Raw genomic sequence first — 19,235 nt, 5'->3', positions numbered from 1 at the left:
CCTTACGGGTAGTTCGTAGCTTCTCAACGAAGCAGGACTCTCCCGTTTGACTTGTTGAACAATCATCACTGCTCAAACCCAACGCTCAACAATGACCATAGAAGAAGCGCTAGAGCTTGTAGAAAAAGCTCTCGACAACGGATGCTTGAATAACGTTCAGGAACTCGTGTTCCGTAAATCTTGGGAAGGGCAGTCTTACGATCAAATTGCCGAAGCCTCTAGTTATGACCCTGGCTACATCAAAGATGTTGGCTCTAAATTGTGGCAGTCGCTTTCACTAGCTTTGGGTGAAAAAGTCACGAAACATAGCGTTCAAAAGGTTTTGAGGCGAGTAGCAAAACATAGGAACCAGCAATTAGAACAGGAGAGCAGTTGTGGACTTGCCACTCTATCTCAACAGAATTGGGGAGAAGCGATCGATGTTTCCATCTTCTACGGACGCAATCAGGAACTCGCGCTGTTTAACCAGTGGGTTCTGCAAGATCGCTGCCGACTTGTGGCAATTCTGGGTATGGGCGGCATGGGGAAAACCACGCTCTCAGTGAAGCTAGCAGAACAGGTTCAGAACGAATTTGAGTTTTTGTTGTGGCGATCGCTCTCGCAGGCTCCTCCTTTTGAGGAGCTTATAACCGAGTTAATTCAGTTTCTCTCCAATCAGCAAGAAGTCAACCTTCCAGATACTGTAGAGGGAAAAACAGCACGCCTGTTGCACTATCTTCGCTCCTCTCGCTGTCTTCTTATTTTTGACAACTTCGAGGCCATTCTTCAAGGCGGCAGCCAGACGGGACAATACCTCAAGGACTACGAATGCTATGGTTACTTGTTAAAGTCTGTGGGAGAAGTTCGCCACCAAAGCTGCGTCATTCTAACCAGTCGAGAAAAACCCAAGGAGATTGGGTTACTAGAAGGGGTAACTTCCCCTGTGCGATCGCTTCAGCTACAAGGACTGACACCCGTAGAAGGACAGGCTATCTTTACAGATAAAGGCTGTTTTAGTTGCGATAGCCAAGATTGGTTAGAGATATTTGAACACTATGCAGGCAATCCCCTGGCATTAAAAATGGTTGCCTCCGGAGTGCGAGAACTATTTGATGGCGATGTCGCGGAGTTACTTCCGTATTTAAGACAGGGAAAGCTTGGGTTTGCAGATATTAACGAACTGCTAGGGCGACAGTTCGATCGCTTGTCAGAAGCAGAGCAACAAGTAATGAACTGGTTAGCCGTGAATCGAGAACCCGTTTCACTGCCCGAATTAGAAACCGATGTGGTATCAGAGGCAATTACCAAGCAATTACTAGGGGCATTGCGATCGCTAAATCAACGCTCCCTAATAGAACGTGCTGAGAAACGCTGGTTATTGCAGCCCGTAATCTTAGAGTATGCAACAACCCAATTAGTCACCGCAATCTGTGAAGATATTATCGCTCAGCGACAGGAACTTTTAAGGAACTATGCTTTAATCAAAGCCCAGAGTAAAGACTATATCAGGCAGGCACAAATTCGTTTCATCCTACGGCCAGTCATCGACAAATTGTTGCTATCTCTAGGCAACCACAATAAAATTCAACAGCAACTCAAAGCAATTGTAAGCAAGTTAAGAGCAGAAACTCCCCTCCAACCTGGATATGCAGGAGGCAATATCCTCAATCTGCTGGTGCAAATGCAAACTAACTTGAGCAGTTATGATTTCTCATACTTAATCATCAATCAGGCATATCTACAAGATGCTAATTTATACGATGTCAATTTTGCTTATTGCCATTTTTATAACTCGGTATTTTCCCAGTCCTTCGGAGGGGTTTTGGCGATCGCCTTTAGTCCGGACGGTCAACTGTTAGCAACAGGTAACGCCAATTGTGAAGTTCATCTCTGGCGAGTTAACGATTCCCCAAGCCGGAGCTTTAGTGAGGACAGCGCCAAAGGCGATCGCCAGCGCTTACTTACCTTGCAAGGACACACGGGTTGGGTTCGCAAGATTGCCTTTAGTCCAGATGGTCAAACCCTTGCCAGTGCTAGTGAAGATGGAACGATTAAACTGTGGAATTTATTCGCTGGGGAATGCCAATCCACGCTGTGCAAATATACTGATCGCGTATATGGAGTTACTTTCAGCCCGGATGGACGATTACTCGCCAATGGTGGTAACGACTGCACGATTAGGATTTGGAGCGCAGTTAATGGCAATTGCTTGCAAGTCTTAACAGGGCATACGGGTGGTGTTCTATCTGTTGACTTCAGCCCTGATGGAAGATGTCTTGCTAGCAGCGGCTTTGACAACACGATCCGAATTTGGGATTGGGAGACAGGAGAGTGTTTGCAAACCATTACAGCCCACAACAACTGGGTCGGGTCGGTTCAGTTTAGTCCTGATGGAGAACGACTACTCAGCGCTAGCTGCGATCGCACGGTCAGAATTTGGCGTCTTCCAGATGGGAAATGTCTTTGTGTCCTTAGAGGTCATACCCAATGGATTTGGAAAGCCTTTTGGAGTCCAGATGGCAGACGAGTTGCCAGTTGTGGAGAAGACCAAATGATTAGAATTTGGGATGTCGAAACCCGTACCTGTCTCCATACCCTGCTAGGACATAGCAATAGAGTTTGGGGCATATCCTTCAGTCCCGACGGTCAAACTCTAGCCAGTGGCAGTGAAGACCAAACCATCCGCTTATGGCAAGTGAGTAACGGTCGGTGCATTGCTAATATTCAGGGATACACGAATTGGGTGAAGACAGTTGTTTTCAGTCCCAACGGTCAGACAATTGCTACCGGACACAAAGACCGAACGCTACGAGTCTGGGATGTGAGTAGTGGGAAGTGTCTTAGGGAGATAAAGGCACACACCAAAGGTTTACCAGCAGTCGCCTTCCATCCCAATGGGGGAATGCTTGCTAGTGGTAGTGAGGATACAACCATCAAAATCTGGAACCTCAGTGATGGTAGCTGCATTCGCGTCCTTAAGGAACATACTAATGAGGTCTGGTCGCTCAATTTCAGCCCCGATGGAACGACTCTCGCCAGCAGTAGTTTTGACCACACAATCAAGCTTTGGGATGTGGGTACTGGCGACTGCCGCCAAACACTAGAGGGGCATAGCGATCGCGTAGCCGCAGTCAGCTTCAATCCTCAAGGAACCCTTTTAGCAAGTGGTAGTGACGACCATACCATTAAACTCTGGGATATACGTCGCGGTGAGTGCATCAAGACATTGAACGAACACTCAGCTAGAGTGGGTGCGATCGCTTTTAGTCCTGATGGTCGCTTGCTTGCCAGTGCCAGTCTGGATGGAACGATCAAGATTTGGGATATCACAAAAGGCAAGTGTATTCGCACGCTAGAGGGACATACAGGTTGGGTAATGTCTGTAGCTTTTTACCCAGACGGGCGCAAGATTGCCAGCGGTAGCTGCGACCAAACAGTAAAAATATGGGATAGTTTTGAGGGAACTTGCTTGAATACGTTGAGAGGACATACCAATTGGATCTGGACAGTTGCCCTTAGTCCTGATGGTTTAAAGCTTGCCAGCGCTAGTGAAGATGAAACGATCCGGATTTGGAGTACGCAAACACAGACTTGCCTAGCAACACAGAGAGCTAGAAGACCTTATGAGGGAATGAGAGTTGAAAGCGCTACAGGTTTAACTCCAGCTCAGAAAGCAATGTTAACAGTCTTAGGCGCAGTTGAAGAGTTTTAAATGCAAATAACCCAATAACCCCTTGTTGCTCAGCTATTAAGGCATCAGCTTCGTTTGCGCTTGTTAGCAATAAAATTTTCAGCTACTTCTGACCTCGATCTGACTTTGATCTGACCTTTTCCGACTCTCAAGCTTTGTACGCAGCAGCTAAGTTGATACTGATGAGCAATCAATAAACCATTCTTTCCGGATGGGTAAATGGTATGGTGTATCTATCTTACATTCGTCTTAGATGACCACTGAGTAAATTTATAGACACTTCTCTAATGGCTAATTCGCATTCTCAAAACCACCACATTCCCACATCAGTTATTAAAACTAGCCGCGAAGAACTGGATATTTCAGAGCTTCAAATTCACCACCAGGAGAATAAGAATACACAACCTGTTCCTGTCGATAAGCTGCCAAAAGATTTACATGGCTATGCTTTTATTGTTGGAGCTTTATTTCAAGCAGAGAATCGACCCCAAGAAGATGGAACGCTACTGTATACAGGCGATGGCATGATCTATCGCCTGGGTTTTGAGGATGGCAAAGCAACACTGAAAACGAGAATTGCTAAAACCCCTTGTTACTACGCAGATTTACCAACGCAATTATATTTAGCAGAAAAGGCAATAGAACCTAAAGCACAGTTCGCTAAAGACAATCGGATTTTTTCTTATTTTAGTGGATTTCGAGATGGGGGTCAGAGCAGATATAGCATTATTCTAGGTGCAAGAAACCAGTTAAACACTGCCTTTTTACGAACCCGCGATCATCTCTTAGTTACAATCGACGCTGGTCGTCCTTATGTAGTCGATCCCAATACTTTAGAACTCATAGAACCTACAGGTTCTACAAATGAGTGGAAAGGTATTTTCCCGGTGATGGCTAAGGTACTCAGAAATAATATTTTTGATATCTACATTAATTCAGCGCATCCGGTTGCTGATGTCAGGCACTTAGATGACAAGCTAGACGAGTTTTTTACAACAAATTACTCTACAGGATATAACGGAAAGTTTAGAAAACCTGTTAATTTTGTACTAGACCGTCTCAGCGTACTACTCAAACTTCTATTTACAAATAGAGTTTCCGATCGGGAGGACTTCGGACGTTTTACCTATTTAGTTTGCTATCAATTTGGTAACGAAGAAGCAGGTATAAAGCCCAAAATGAAGTCTTGGCGAATGGTTTTACCTGATAATAAACCAGTTTTGGTCGAACAATCACTTCATCAATTAGCCATTACAGAAAAATATTTAATTCTATCTGACATTACCTTCAGAATGGAGTTTTCCCAAATATTTTCTCCCTTCTTTCTTGGCTTTCTTCGACTAGGAAACTTTGGACAAAATAAATTTTATTCCTTCGGAGCTTGGCTTTACTCGGTTTTTATACGTCAATCTAAGCCGTTGCCATTTGGTAATCTATATATAGTGAAGCGCGAAGATCTAGACAAAAATACTGAGGCAGCACAAGTTACAGCCCAGAAGGTCACTATTCCGATCGAAATTTCTCACTTTGCGGCAGACTACGCGAATCCAGATAACAAAATCACCATTCATATTGGTCATAGTAATGGTTGGGATGTAACCGAGGGAATTACTCGCTACGACGAATCTGTACCCGGAAGACCGCTCCGGAAGGATTTGGAGGGTATGATGTCTGGTACGACAGATTTAGGTTCCCTCGGACGGTATGTAATTGATGGGGAGACTGGAGAAATCAAAAGTTCCAAGCTAATTCATGATACTGAATCAACTTGGTCGCTGTCTGTCTACACTCATCGAGACCTCTGCCGCGACAGTAATGAGACATCCTCCCAGACTGTAAAAAATATCTATTGGATGTCCTGGGGATTCACCTGGGAGTTAATCCCGCAACGGATCTACGAGGCTTACAAAGCTGATGGACATAGGGTTGTAGCAATTGAAGACCTGCCAGACCACAAACCCGCAACCCTGCTCCGCCTAGACACAGAAACAATGGAAATCGTTGACCGTTTCCACTTTCCCGATCGGCATTTTGCTTGCTCGCCACAATTCATTCCCAGTTCTGAACCCTGCCCAGAAGGAAAAGATGAGTCAACACAAGGTTATATAGTTTGTATAGTTCTAACAGACGAGCCAACGGGATTAGATGAAGCTAGAGACGAGTTTTGGATTTTCCACGCGGATGACTTCAACAACAAACCGATCTATCGATTGAGCGCTCCTGCAACTGAAGAACCTCTGAATCTGGCGCTAACCCTGCATTCAACTTGGCTTCGCGATCTTCATCAAGGACGACAGCACTCGGAGGATGAGCGACGCCAAAAACGAGAGGCTTCCATCAAGCTCGACTACGATCATTTATTGGAAGAAAAATGCCAAACAATCGACAACTTATTCCACAAAATTGTCTATCCTCACTTTATTAATCAAACGTTAGAAAATCAATTCGAGGAGATTTTGAAATCCAAAACTGAGTTGTAGAAGTCTCACAATCTCTGAGAAGAAGTTGCCCCGTATTCTTCATACCTCCCGATTTTTGGTCATCAACCATGTTGACTGAATTGGTAAGCTGTTACGCATTTAAAATAGTATTGTAGGGTGCGTCAGCCCTATCTTGTTTCCCTTGCTTAGTAAGTGTTCTAGCTGACGCACCCTACAGGCATCGTTAGCGGTTTAAATGTCGAACAGCTTATGGATGAAAATCAGACAGCTACAGGACTTCTGGGTGTTATGAGGTACAATAAGCAATAGTTCGGACAGTTTTTTAACAGCCCTGTAAGAAGCATTACGGAAGAAGTTCTGCCATTTTTAACGCATTTTAGGAAACTTAGGGCGCTTACTTAAACCTTGAAAAAATAGCCCACTCTATAGCCAGCAAGGGTTTCGGAGACTCGACTAGATATAAAACTGTCCGAAGTATTGTCGTCTCACTGTTTGTTTTAATGCTAATTTTTAAATTACAAACTACATGGATCTGTAACAACTTGCAACACCTCAGCATTAGTGCGATCGCCAATTTCATCGTTTGTTGGGGTATTGCCGAGATACAGGCAAAATAGGACACGACGTAAAATTTTGTAACGAAACGCCGAACCGAGGCTGAGTTATTGGCTCAAAACGTCAGCGCTATCTCCACATCCAACGCCTGGGGCATAGCAGCCGGAAATGCTGTATCTTGCGGATTCTAGCCCTCATCGTGTACTGAGGAAATGTTTGTCAATGATGTTCCCGGCTCAACGCCAGAACAGCGTCAATGGCACTTCTACTCGGCGAATCTTACTCCCGTCAATTAACCTGGAATGTGTTCCATCCGCTCAACAATCTCAGGCGATCGTGGTGCACAATGCCCCCAATAGACCTCTTGCAAAATAATTTTACGATCTAATGAAAAGTTTTGCTTTACTGGATTGAATCCCAACTCTTAACTTATTTTTACTCTTGCCTTGCTAGAAACAGGATCAAATACTAGAAACTTATATTGGTTGTTACACAATAAGTAAATCATGAAAAATCAATCTTATCTAAAGAGAGACTTCTCATCAATTTAAACGTAGATTTGGTGTCAAAATTAAAACCTTAAAAGTAATGGTTAAAGCCTGGGAAGAATTCCGGTCAGAGAATCATAAAGACAGAAGAGGCCGTGGGACTATCCTAACTCTTGAAGAACAGGTCTTAGTTGCATTGGAATATTGGCGAGAATATCGAACATATTTTCATATTGCGACAAATTGGGGAGTATCTGAATCAACTATTTGCCGAATTGTAATTGAGATCGAATCAACTTTAATGAAAACGGGAAAATTCCGTCTTCCTGGGAAAAAAGCATTACTCAAAAACTCTGATTATCCAGCATTTGTGGCGATTGATGTCACAGAAACAGCTATTGAGCGACCCCAAAAAAACAGAAACAATATTATTCAAGCAAGAAGAAATGTCATACCCTCAAAACTCAATTGGTCATCAATCAAGAGACAAGAGCAATTATTTGCACTGCTTTTGGGCAAGGACATTGCCACGATTTTAGCTTGTTTAAAAAAAGTAAAATTCCTGCATCATCCCGAAACAGATAGCTTACAAGATAGTGGGTATCAAGGCATAAAAGACGATCGTTCCAATAGTTATATTCCTAGAAAGAAACCTAAAAATGGGAAACTTTCTCTCTTAGAAAAAGACTACAATCGAACTCTAGCACAAGAACGAATTGTCATTGAACACGTTAACCGGAGTCTGAAAATTTTTAAAATCTTGTCGAGTCGTTATCGGAATCGTCGTCGCCGTTATGCAAAGCGTTGTAATTTGCGATCGGCAATTTATAATTATGAGTGAGCTTCGTGGGGCATTAAATTGAAAACCTTCTATTATAGCATAGATATTTTTTGCAAGAGGTCTAATAGCTTGCTTCAGTTTGTATTTTGACAAGCCGTCTTCATATTCCATCAGAATATGCTTACGGGTTGAGTAATATGTTAAGCAATGAGCCGCTAGAGCCGTCGCCATTGAATCCGCATAAAAGCAACTATTATTTGGATTGTTTTCCAATACTGCTGTCAGTGCTAAGATAATTTGCCAAACTAGCGGATCGAATTTTTTAAGCGTCAGATTAACTTCAACTCGATCTGGGTTTACTGACTCATAGGCGGTATGATTAAAAAATGTAGGCTCAAGGTAGCAGTGAGTGAGATCGGCTGCCTGACTCCACCTAGCCTTAATAGGTGCGTAAGCAGGAAGTATTTCAATGCAACCCGTTTCATCCCGGTCATGCTGCACTAAGTGACACTTACCATCTAAGGCTAATTCCATTTCTGTTGGCTGCTTCCAAAAGGCAAGACAAATTATATGTTGCAAACCAGATATTTCAGGAATTTCCATTGCAGGCAGTTGATAGTGTGCTAGATGAATATTTTTCCATCCCGCGTCATGACTGGAGTGAATGAGCGGGCGCGGAACAAACTTTGAAGTTGCATCTTGTTGAGAATAATCAACAGCTAAAGGTCTTTCTGTTAGCATCTTTTTCAGTCCTTCCAATACCTATGTATAAAATTTTTGCCCAGTAGCTACCTCATCGGTATAACTACGAGTTATACGAAAACTTTCTGTATAATATGCCAAATTGAGTACATAGGCGGACTAATTCTCTAATAACACTTAGGATAGTTTTCAATCGCTAACTATAGCGGTTCTCAGAAAGATGAGGTACGTAGTTGGGCTTCAGCCCTATACGTTTAGTGGTTATATAAGCTGTCAGCCATACCTCATTTTTTTGATAAAAGCTATATATAATCAGGGTTTCAAGCTTTCATCAAGCCCCGGTACAAACGGTAGAATGGCATTTTTAGGGTCTCATTCAAAAACTTTCCTAACGGGACTTAAACAAATTGCTGACTAAAATCGGCTTGTATTCCGCTGTGGGTAAAGAGTTTAGCTCGCTCCGGGTAATGGAGGCTCAAACCCAGTTGTAGTAACAGAATATCAAAAACGATCTGAAACCATTATAGCGACTGGGTTTGAGCCTATTTTTAATATAAATTTTGTTTAAGTCCCGCTAAGTATTATTAATTTAATTTAAGAAAATAATTTTAATCTGGTGTACTTCTCACAAAAATACCTAATAAAAATACTAATAGCTGTTAGGTAACTTATCTGTCTTGAGTGTTTTATAAATGTAGAAGGCAGTATTTTATAAAACCTGCTATCAGAAAAGTTAAGAGGACAGCTTAAATGGCATCAATTCAACTGACAAATCAGTTAACTGCAAGTGACCAGAATTTAATAACTCCTAATCCGTTCGATTCTGCTGGTGCAACAACTCCCGCTAAAGAATACATCTTAGAGGTAGAGTTAGTTAATGAGCCTATAACAATTGATCTTTTTAACAGTAGCACTAGCTACGACCCTTACGTGGAAGTCTTTCAGATACCCAAAGGCAGCAAGGGTGCGAATTTAGCTAGTACGGGTGTCTTTCGTGCTCTGGCTAATGATGGCGGCACGGGCCTCAACTCAAAAATACCGAGTTCTGATGCCGCTTTCGTCAATGGTCCTAGTTCCCTTACAAGTCTGCCTGGTGTGGACTATTTAATCCGCGTATTGAGCTATAGTACGTTACCATCAACTCCTCAGACTTTCACATTACAGGTTGCAACTCTCAATGGCAAGGTCGCCTTGAAAGACCCCATAACAGGTACGCCTTTAGATACACAAGGCAACCTCATGGGGGGCGGTTTCGGCGACCCTCTAACAGGCAATCTTCCCGTCCGGCGTTTCTTTGACAAGACGGCAGGATCGCATTTTTATACCACAGACCCGTCAGAGAAAGCTGACCGACTAAACAACCCTGCTCGTTACCTGGATGATGGCGATGACTTTATCGCTCCAGCCAACGGTAACGCAAAGGTTCAACGCTACTTCAATACAGCATCAGGAACCTATTTCTATACGAATAAACCTACTGACATACAGTTTATTCGCGACAACTTACCCCAGTTTCGTGCTGAGGGGGAGGTTTTCAATTCATATAACACGGCAGTTTCGGGTGCGGTACCCGTCTATCGTTTTACCAACCTGGCGAGGGAACGCGAAAATCCGCTAAATATTACACACTTTTTCACCGCAAACCCAAGCGATCGGGCGGCGGTACAGGCGAGGCCAGATTTCCGAGATGAGGGGGTTGCTTTTTATGCTCTTCGCGCCTAAGTAGGCAGTGGGATATATCTAGGTTTAAAATGAGTAGTAGGGTGCGCCGCACGCACTCTACTTTTTTATCTATTAAACTTCTGGGTAACAAGCGATATTTTGGTCATCCTATGAACAATCTCAGTACAAAACCTTCTCTATTCAAAGTTTTAACTATCATTAGCTTGTGCTTGTATCTAATCTTAGCTATCAGCGCGCCCGCTTTCGCCTCGATTCACAAATATCCAGAAGCGGGCGACAGAGTAATGTTTCGCTCCGTACAAAGCCTGCGCGATACAGACGAAAAAGCGTGGCAAGTTGTTTTGTACAAGCGAGTCAAGTCGGGAGTAGTAAACTCTTTTAACCTGAGATTGGTAGGATTTCCGGGAATAGAAATGCAGCACCCGGTTCCGCTGAAATTTGCGGCGGGAAATCGGGAAATTGGCACTGCAAAAGATATTTGGAACGAGTCGGGTTTGCCAATTAATGTCGGAGAATACGATGTCAAATCAATAATTACAAAATTGGACAGTAATCGACATTTGCGGTTGAATTTCCCCGTGAAAAATCAAAAAGAAACAGAGTTGCTGGTTCCTCCTTTTGCTGTGAGAGAATGGCGGCTGTTGTTAGACAGGAACTAAGTATACCCATTTAATCGCACTCTACATTTAAAATCCCTACAATTTCCAATGTCACAAATCGCTATGGTTAAATATGCCTTAACAATACTCCGGACAGTTTTTGAGACCGAGGCTGAAACCCTCATTCTACCGTTAGCATTTGACCTCACTGAGAAGGCTGAAACCAGCATTCTGCCGTTAGTGATTGAAAACTGTCCGGACTATTGCCTTAACGTAGATGTAAGGTATTTGAAGGATAATGTTGTATGACAAAAACTCAAGATACCAATTTAATCGCACTCGACATTTAAAATCGCTACAGTATCATCAATGTATCAAAAATAACTGTATTTACATAGACCTTAAGGTAGATTTAACCTATTTGAAGGGTAATTATGAAACAAACTAAAAGCTGATTTAGTCGGTTGACAAAACTTCAGTGTTTTAACGTACGTGTATTCAGGGTGAAGCTACTATGACTTTAATCAGTAAAATTGTCCGCAAAGCTTTGGCAACAGGTTACTTAACGGTTGAGGCAGAAGAACAGTTGCGACAGCAGTTGCAGATGACTAAGTACGGTTTAGAAGATTTTGAGGCTTTTATTAATTTGCAAAAAGAGGTGATGGAAGGTCGGGTGAAACAGCAAGCTTTGGAATTGTTACGATCGCGCAAATGTTCTGCGACGGCTTGAATCGAGTTCGATCGCCCTTTTGAAGATAATTAAGGGCGATCGTTGGCAGTCAGGACTTTACTCCTTATTGATGAGGACTCTTCGTCCTCACTACAAACCACGCGGTAAACCACAGGGTCGATCGCACTTTGGGAGAGCATCAATCGGCTACTTATTCAATGCTGTTCTTGCTTGTTAATTGATGGGCGCCGGTGGATCTGGAGTATTTACGTTATTAGGGTTTTTAGCTGCTAAAAGTTTCTCCAACTCTCTTATTCTGGTCTGCATTGCTTCTACTTCCGTTTCAGAATAGCGAATCGGAATATGCTGCGGACAGTTCCAATCCCAGCCTTCAATTTCAAATACGATCGCTCTTTCCACAGTTGCATCATAGTCTGTATCCCGAACTCGGGCAAGTATTACTGGATCGTCTTCCACAACGCGGGCGCGACCGAGAATCTTGAGGCGCCGGCGATGACGATAATCCATTAGGAACAAAAATGCTTTATCATTTTCAGCAAGATTTCCCACAGAGATATATTGCACGTTGCCACGAAAATCCGCAAATCCCAAAGTTCTCGGATCGAGAATCTTTAAAAATCCTGCTTTCCCGCCGCGAAACTGAATGTAGGGATAGCCATTAGAACTCACAGTGCCTAGATAAAATCCTTCCATACTGGAAATAAATTGCTCTAGATCGGGATTGATGGAATTATTATCTGCACCTTTAGCCACAAAGCGTTCATAGTTCTCGCGGGAACCCATTTTTTCTTGCATGGCTTTCACTGCGGGAGTAAAAGCGATCGTACCAAATTGACGAGGCATAAAATCTAACTCCTTGTCTACTTATTTAACTCGGCGATGTTCAAAATGCCTAGATTCCCAACATGGGAATATAACCAGAGAGTTGCTTCACCCGATCGATCCAATTCAAAACATTGGGATAAGCATCGAGTTCAATCTTGCCATCTCTCGCTAAAGCGATATAGGGATAGATGGCCGCATCTGCGATCGTGGGATGCTCAAACTCTAGCCAAGTGCGCGTACTCAAATGCCGGTCAAGTTGCGTCAGAATAAATTCGGCTTTTTGGGTTGCCCGTTCAATATTGATGTTAGTTCCAGCCCCAAATAAATAGTAGAGACGAGCATTTTCTGGCCCTTGTCGCACTTCACCCGCAGCAGTTGACAACCAGCGAATTACTTGGGCCATCGGTAGTGCATCCAGAGGCAGCCACTGCTCACCACCGTATTGCCGCGCCAGATATACGAGAATGGCTTGAGCATCGGCAAGTTGTGTCTCTCCATCCACCAGCAAAGGCACTTGCCCAAAGGGATTCATGGCTAGGTATTCTGGCGACTTGTGTTTGCCCCCCATTAGATCGACTCCGATCCATTCATATTCAAGGTTGAGCAGGGACAGCATCAAACGTGCTTTGTAGCTGTTACCAGAGATTTCATGACCGTAGAGCTTAATCATGGTGTTCCTGTTTTGATTGCGAATGTGAAAGGTTAGCCTTTTTTGTACCGTTCGTTCGGTACAGTCATTGTAGCGAACGAACGGTACAATTGTCAATAGATAAATTCCACGACATTGCCCATGTCTAAACAAACCTATATCCCATCTTTGCTCAAACTGTTTTGCCAATTTGGTTATGAGGGTGTCACACTCTCCAAAATTTCCCAAGCCACGGGGTTGGGGAAAGCCAGTCTCTACCATCACTTCCCTGGTGGGAAGGCCCAGATGGCTGAGGCTGCCCTTGTTGAGGTTAATCATTGGCTAGAGACGAATATTTTGCAGCTTGTCGATGGCCCAGAAATGCCGATCGCCAAATTTCAGTCCATGTGCGAGGAAGTGAGTCAGTTTTTCGATCGGGGACAAAATTCTTGTCTTTGGGCAGTTTTGGTAATGCAACAATCGAGTGACGATCTCTTTCACCCACAAATTAGTTGGGGATTTTCTCAGTGGATTGAGGCGATCGCTAAAGTTCTGATTTCAGCAGGATTGGATGAAACCTTGGCAAAGGAACGCGGAGAAGATGCGATCGTTGCCATTCAGGGGGCCTTAATTTTGTCCCGCGGATTGAAAGATTTTGCTCCCTTTGAGCGAATTTTAAAGCAATTACCGCAACAACTCTGTCATGGCATTTGAAGCTGACAGAATTATTGTGCTTGTGCAAAATCAAAAATGCGCTGTCTAACGGTATGGATGGCGACCTGCTATCGCGCCGCCATCCGATGTTTGGGACTCCTATTTATTGGCATTGCTAGAGTTTTTAGCTGCGATCGCGATTAAAGCTATCAAAACTTTCTGTTTTCAAACTAATAATTAAAAAAGATTGAGTTCCCTTTCCCTTGACAAAACTCCAACAATCCGCAATAATGATAGATTGTCTGTCTAAATCCGGCTCGGATCAGGTTAAGACATTCCAAAAGCTGGAGAGCAGTCAGCCGTCAAAAGTCCGCAACGACCAATGACCAATGACTCATCAGCTACCTGTACGGCAATCTCAACAACCATCCCATGACTTACGCAATCATTGAAACAGGCGGCAAACAATTTCGGGTAGAACCAGGCCGCTTCTACGACATCGAACTGCTTCACGTCGAAGCTGAATCCAAAGTCACCATAGACAAAGTATTTCTGATCCAGCACGAAGACGACGTTCACATCGGCCAGCCTCTAGTAGAAAATGCCACAGTAGAAGGAACGGTTCTGCGGCATTTCCGGGGCCGCAAAGTCCTCGTCTACAAGATGAAGCCGAAAAAGAAAACTCGGAAGAAAAAAGGGCACCGCCAAGAAACAACTCGCTTTATGATTGACTCCATCAGCGTCAACGGTGTTGTTTTGGCAGCGAGAGACTTAACTGAACCAGTTGTTGAAACCCCCCAAACCGACGAATCTGAATCAGAATAAACAATAGTAAATACAGTTGAGGATACTATGGCCCACAAGAAAGGTACAGGCAGTACACGTAACGGACGCGACTCTAATTCTCAGCGTCTGGGTGTCAAAAAGTACGGCGGTCAAGTTGTCAAAGCTGGCAACATTTTGATCCGCCAACGCGGCACTAAAGTTCACCCCGGTAACAATGTTGGTATCGGCAGAGATGACACTTTGTTTGCTTTGGTTGACGGTGTGGTGACTTTTGAAAGAAAAGGCAAAACTCGCAAGAAAGTCAGCATTTATCCTGTTGTAGCAGCACCTGTGGCTGAGCCCGCGGCTGAAGCTGTCGCTGTTTAATTGCGCTATTTTGCGGCGTTGCTTAAGTCTCTTTTGTTTGTCTCAAAGTCTCGATCCCCCCTAGCCCCCCTTAATAAGGGGGGGACAAGATTTTTCTCAAAGTCCCTGTTAATTAACTGGATTTAGGGCAAGATTTTTCTCAAAGTCCCCCTTAATTAAGGGGGATTTAGGGGGATCTAGACTTGACGACAAGCGACATTCCTAGGTTCGGCCAATTGGTTGGTGACAATTTAAGGTTTAATTTGTCACCCATTTGTGGCTAGCCTCCTCCGACAATTGTGACAACTTCTAAGATGTCGCCCTCTTTGATGTGTGTGGTTTCCCAAAATTGTTTGTGCAGAATTTCGCCGTTGTACTCCACAGCCACCAAGCGCGGGTTTAATCCCAATTGTTTTAGTAATTCTGGTAACGGTGTGTCGATCGCACAATTGCGGGTTTCTCCGTTAACTTGCAGCGCAATTTGATTTATCATAAGTAAAATATCAGTTTTCAGGGCGGGTTTGGTAACAAAATTATATTTTATGCACAGATTTCCTGTGCTAAACCCGCCCTACGAATCGCAAATAAACCTAGCTTTTCCCGTGCAAAGCTTTCTGAGCTTTCAGACTCTGCATCCGAATCAACTGCGAGATGAAAAACTGCGTGACTAAAGTAGGCTGTTCTGCTTCCATAATCGCGCGTACTATGGCAACCCTTTGAGCTCCGGCATTCAATACTTCATCGAGGTTGTTGATATCAATTCCGCCGATCGCAAACCAAGGAATCGGCGACTTATCAGCAGCATACCGCACATAGTCCAAACCCGCCGCCTGCTTATCAGGTTTAGTAGGAGTGGAGTAAACCGGCCCAACTCCAATATAGTCGGCTCCCGCATTAACGGCTCGCTGCATTTCCTCACCATTCGTAGTCGAACAACCGATGATGCGTCCCGGGCCGAGCAACTTGCGGGCTTCCGCCACAGGCAAATCTCCCTGTCCTAAGTGTACGCCATCGGCATCCGCTGCGATCGCCAAATCCACGCGATCGTTCACAATCAGCAAAGCATCGTAGCGGTGACAAAGTTCGCAAAGCTTACGCGCGTTGGCCAACTTTACGCCGTCGTCTGAGGTTTTGTCGCGGTACTGCACCAAAGTCAGTCCGCCTTGCAAAGCAGCTTCCACGACTCCCATCAAGTTGTCTCTCGGCGAAGTTACGAGGTATAACTGCGATCGAAGTAACTGCTGGTAGCGCCGGTAAGCCAGCAAATCGCTTTCGAGAGTATAAACCCGATAGCGCATCTGCTTAAAAGCCGCGCCCATATTCCGATCGTAAATTTTGCCGTACTCTTCAAGTACCCGCAGAGCTTCTTCCACCCGACAGAAATTCGCCTCCAGTAGCTGCTGAATGCTCGAACGCTGCTCTTCCTGCGGGTGAGTCAACTCCGTACCCGGATCGGCCGGCGTATCCCTAGCACTGCGAAGTTCTGCGACGTGCCAAGCAGCCAATTCCTGGCGCAGTTGCTTGCACTCTCCAGCCAAATCGGCGCTGTTGAGACCAAACCTGCACCATTCTTCAATAATTCTCAACCCTTCGCGCGATCGATCTAAATTTGCATCTAAAATCCGGCAGAGGGCTGGCTGTGCCGGTAAAGTTCTGTTTTGTTTGTCGGTCATTCAGAACCACCCTAATTGTGATATTACTCCGCCCTAAAAGGGCAAAGCTTCTAAACCTCACGATTTAGATTTTCTGGTTGTTTCCTTACGGTTTTTCACCCACTATCTAGATATGTAGTTACCCGCATATCCCCGACGCTCTGATTGCCCAGACAGTTTCCTTTCCCGACCATCCATCGGTACAAATGCCAACCAGTTTATATCGTTTGGAGGCCCCGGCTTATGCCTGACTTTTACTCTCAAGATATCCGTTGTTTGCTTTCGGTATACACACTCTAACACAAAGCCGTCCTCAATGACGGGGTTTTCAACCCAATTTTCTGATAATTAATTTTACCAGTCAAACCGCTACATTGTCCCACGCCGTCAATCGATTGCGCGATTTTAAATTTTAGATTTTAGATTGACCCACGGATAAATGGGGGGCTTGAGGATTTTAGATTTGAGATGCTTTCGATTGATTCCACGGATCGAGACGGGGGCTTGTACCACCTTTGAAATTCTCGGTCAAGATCGTAGCAAAGCGATCGGCCTAATTTTTACTTCAACCGATTTAATTTAGACAAATTTTTAAGTTTTATTGAATTTGAGAAAAACGAAGCATAATAGATCAAACTTGATGAGAGTGAAATCGTTAAGCTGCATACCACACTTGGGAGGAGAGCCGTGAGGTTAGCAGAACAACACCAAAGATTAAGGGAGAACAACCCAAACAGGCGGGCGTATTTAAACTTCGATCGCGAAAACCCGACACGAAAAACCAGAGGCGAAACTCGACTCACAGATAAGTTGCGTTTTTTTATGCTGATTTACTCACAACAGACCTGGTGCAAAGAAAATCGATCGCAAAAATCTTGTTTGAGTTCTTGCCTTTTGCTCGTCTTTGCGATGACCGCCCTTTGCAACCATCAACCGTCAGTTATCGCTGCCGGGATACCCGGAGTGCAGCTACTTTCTCAGACCCTGGAGAGCGACCTTAACATACTGTACGTCAGCTCGATCGGGGGCAGCGACACAGGGGGCAACGGTAGCGATCGAGCTCCGTTCAAAACCCTTACCTACGCCTTAAGCGTGGCCCCGCCCAAAACTGCGATTTTGCTAGCGCCCGGTACTTACAGCGAGCAAACCGGCGAACAATTTCCATTAATGCTCAGGCCCAGCGTGACAGTTCAGGGAAATCCCAACACTCGCGGTCAGAATATTGTCATCAAAGGCGGAGGATACTTTATCAGTCCGACTTCGGCGGGTCAAAATATTGCGATTTTAGGCGCAGATGGGGCGGGACTCAGCGGGGTGACGGTGACGAATACCAACTATCGGGGTTACGCTTTGTGGATCGAATCGAGTTCTCCGACGGTTGTCAACAATACTTTTTCTGGCAGCACTCACGACGGCATTTCAGTAGTGGGTACTTCCAGGCCGACGATTGGCGGGAATGTTTTCTCTAAAAATGGAGCTAACGGGATCACGATTTTTGGCAGTTCCCAGCCGGAAGTTCGAGATAATGTGTTTGAAAACACGGGATTTGGGGTGAATGTAGCGCAGAACGCTTCGCCTCTGCTGATCGGTAACAAAATTACTCGCAATAAAGATGGCGTGGTGGTGCAAGCTGATGCTAGACCTGTGCTGCGTAACAATTATATCGAGAGCAACCAGCGGGACGGAATTGTGGCGATATCGAGAGCTCTGCCGGATTTGGGAACTTCGGCCGAACCGGGAGGTAATGTCATTCGCAACAACGGCCAGTACGATGTCAACAATGCGGCGAAAGGTCAAGTAATCCCAGCTTACGGCAATCAATTGTCGAGCAGCCGGACGACGGGATCGGTTGATGTGGCGGGAAATTTTACCCCTGGGCCAATGGGGGGAAGTGCTTTGCAGCTAACTGTCGATCGACCTCCCAGCATCGGCGGCCCAGAAACTTCTCTCCCTGCTTACACTCCCGGGCGGCTAAGTCCCAGAGTAGAAATAGCGCCAATTTCTCCACCTGCGCCCGTTTCCAGGCGACCTGTGCCAAATGGACCCGCACCGCGAAGCCCTCAGTTGCGGCAAGAGCTTTCTCCGAGGAATGTCGAACCTTCACCCGCAGTCCCCGGGGCGATCGCAATTCCCGTGCCCGAGCCTAATTCTCGATCGGGAACGGAAATTTCGGTACAGCAACCAATTATTCCTCCCAATTTTGATAGTTCGAGTTCGGTTTCTTCTGAGGGTAGATTGCCGGTTCCGGCCCGCAACATTCCGATAGGAAGGGGCGGCTATGTACCCGCTGCTTTAGGGGGGAATTCTTTGCCCGATTCCCGGGAGAATGCGCCGTCATTCGATCGAGCCAGAGCTTTGGGTTTCCGGTATCGAGTTGTGGTGGATACCGACAGGCCGGGCGATCGACAAAAAATGTTATCCCTGGTTCCCGGTGCTTTTCGCTCTTTTTCCAGCGGGCGACCGGTGATGCAAGCCGGTGCTTTTCGGGAACGCGAAAAAGCTGAGGAATTGCTACAAATGCTCAGCGCTAACGGTTTGAATGCTCGAATTGAGGACATTAAATAAAATGGTCATTAGTCATTAGTCATTAGTCATTAGTCATCAGTCATTAGTCATTAGTCATCAGTCATTAGTCATCAGTCATTAGTCATTAGTCATTAGCTGACGGGGTGACAGGTTGCCTGAAAACCAGACAGCCCGGCAATCCTAGACAAATCGCCTCAAAAAAGATAGAG

At 44.9% G+C, this 19,235-nt stretch carries 13 protein-coding genes and 1 pseudogene; 10 read left to right on the top strand and 4 right to left on the bottom strand.

Going from position 1 to position 19,235, the window contains the following annotated elements; all coding sequences use genetic code 11:
* Window positions 1-91 precede the first annotated feature (91 nt).
* The 6 genes and pseudogenes from QUB70_RS11170 (at window position 92) to QUB70_RS11145 (ending at window position 11,649) form a co-directional block, all read left to right on the top strand.
* On the top strand, window positions 92-3,691 hold the full coding sequence (locus QUB70_RS11170) for an eIF2A-related protein (protein ID WP_332980315.1): 3,600 nt from the start codon (window positions 92-94) through the stop codon (window positions 3,689-3,691).
* A gap of 266 nt (window positions 3,692-3,957) precedes the next feature.
* Window positions 3,958-6,150: a carotenoid oxygenase family protein gene (locus QUB70_RS11165; RefSeq protein ID WP_332980314.1), complete on the top strand. Its 2,193-nt coding sequence runs from the start codon at window positions 3,958-3,960 to the stop codon at window positions 6,148-6,150.
* 1,062 nt (window positions 6,151-7,212) lie between these two features.
* Window positions 7,213-7,995: pseudogene (locus tag QUB70_RS11160) on the top strand (IS5 family transposase); the annotation flags it as partial.
* A 1,392-nt stretch (window positions 7,996-9,387) separates the two neighbouring features.
* Window positions 9,388-10,359, top strand: a complete 972-nt coding sequence (locus QUB70_RS11155) for a hypothetical protein (protein WP_332980313.1) — start codon at window positions 9,388-9,390, stop codon at window positions 10,357-10,359.
* A 110-nt stretch (window positions 10,360-10,469) separates the two neighbouring features.
* Window positions 10,470-10,979, top strand: coding sequence for a DUF3122 domain-containing protein (locus QUB70_RS11150; protein WP_332980312.1), 510 nt, complete (start codon window positions 10,470-10,472; stop codon window positions 10,977-10,979).
* 454 nt (window positions 10,980-11,433) lie between these two features.
* Complete coding sequence (locus QUB70_RS11145; RefSeq protein ID WP_015176895.1) at window positions 11,434-11,649, top strand: hypothetical protein; 216 nt, start codon at window positions 11,434-11,436, stop codon at window positions 11,647-11,649.
* A 174-nt stretch (window positions 11,650-11,823) separates the two neighbouring features.
* Here the strand turns inward: QUB70_RS11145 and QUB70_RS11140 are convergent, their stop codons facing one another.
* Both QUB70_RS11140 and QUB70_RS11135 read right to left on the bottom strand, forming a co-directional pair.
* The gene (locus tag QUB70_RS11140; protein ID WP_332980310.1) at window positions 11,824-12,453 is read right to left on the bottom strand and encodes a pyridoxamine 5'-phosphate oxidase family protein; all 630 of its coding nucleotides are present in this window, start codon (window positions 12,451-12,453) and stop codon (window positions 11,824-11,826) included.
* Window positions 12,454-12,502: 49 nt separating this feature from the next.
* Window positions 12,503-13,105 (bottom strand): glutathione S-transferase family protein, encoded by a 603-nt coding sequence (locus QUB70_RS11135; RefSeq protein ID WP_332980309.1) that lies wholly within the window; start codon window positions 13,103-13,105, stop codon window positions 12,503-12,505.
* Between the two features lie 120 nt (window positions 13,106-13,225).
* On the opposite strand from QUB70_RS11135, the gene QUB70_RS11130 reads away from it, so the two are divergent.
* The 3 genes from QUB70_RS11130 to rpmA all read left to right on the top strand — a co-directional run bounded on the left by QUB70_RS11130 (window position 13,226) and on the right by rpmA (window position 14,869).
* A complete protein-coding gene (locus QUB70_RS11130; RefSeq protein ID WP_332980308.1) occupies window positions 13,226-13,777 on the top strand; it encodes a TetR/AcrR family transcriptional regulator in 552 nt (183 codons plus the stop codon).
* Between the two features lie 372 nt (window positions 13,778-14,149).
* Window positions 14,150-14,542, top strand: coding sequence for a 50S ribosomal protein L21 (gene rplU / locus QUB70_RS11125; RefSeq protein ID WP_332980306.1), 393 nt, complete (start codon window positions 14,150-14,152; stop codon window positions 14,540-14,542).
* A 27-nt stretch (window positions 14,543-14,569) separates the two neighbouring features.
* Entirely contained in the window at window positions 14,570-14,869 is a 300-nt protein-coding gene (gene rpmA / locus QUB70_RS11120; RefSeq protein WP_332980305.1) for a 50S ribosomal protein L27, read from the top strand.
* A gap of 259 nt (window positions 14,870-15,128) precedes the next feature.
* On the opposite strand, the gene thiS is transcribed toward rpmA, so the two are convergent.
* Both thiS and QUB70_RS11110 read right to left on the bottom strand, forming a co-directional pair.
* A complete protein-coding gene (gene thiS / locus QUB70_RS11115) occupies window positions 15,129-15,341 on the bottom strand; it encodes a sulfur carrier protein ThiS (RefSeq protein ID WP_332980304.1) in 213 nt (70 codons plus the stop codon).
* A gap of 97 nt (window positions 15,342-15,438) precedes the next feature.
* Complete coding sequence (locus tag QUB70_RS11110) at window positions 15,439-16,521, bottom strand: thiamine phosphate synthase (protein WP_332980303.1); 1,083 nt, start codon at window positions 16,519-16,521, stop codon at window positions 15,439-15,441.
* A gap of 666 nt (window positions 16,522-17,187) precedes the next feature.
* Between QUB70_RS11110 and QUB70_RS11105 the strand changes: the two genes are divergently transcribed.
* Window positions 17,188-19,065 carry a DUF1565 domain-containing protein gene (locus QUB70_RS11105; protein WP_332980301.1) on the top strand — a complete coding sequence of 626 codons (1,878 nt, stop codon included), beginning with the start codon at window positions 17,188-17,190 and terminating at the stop codon, window positions 19,063-19,065.
* The last annotated feature ends 170 nt before the right edge of the window (window positions 19,066-19,235 follow it).

The sequence above is a fragment of the Microcoleus sp. A003_D6 genome (assembly GCF_036702825.1).
In the GTDB taxonomy this organism is placed as follows: domain Bacteria; phylum Cyanobacteriota; class Cyanobacteriia; order Cyanobacteriales; family Microcoleaceae; genus Microcoleus.
Note: the sequence above shows the minus strand (reverse complement) of the source record. Positions and strands in the feature narration are given on the sequence as shown.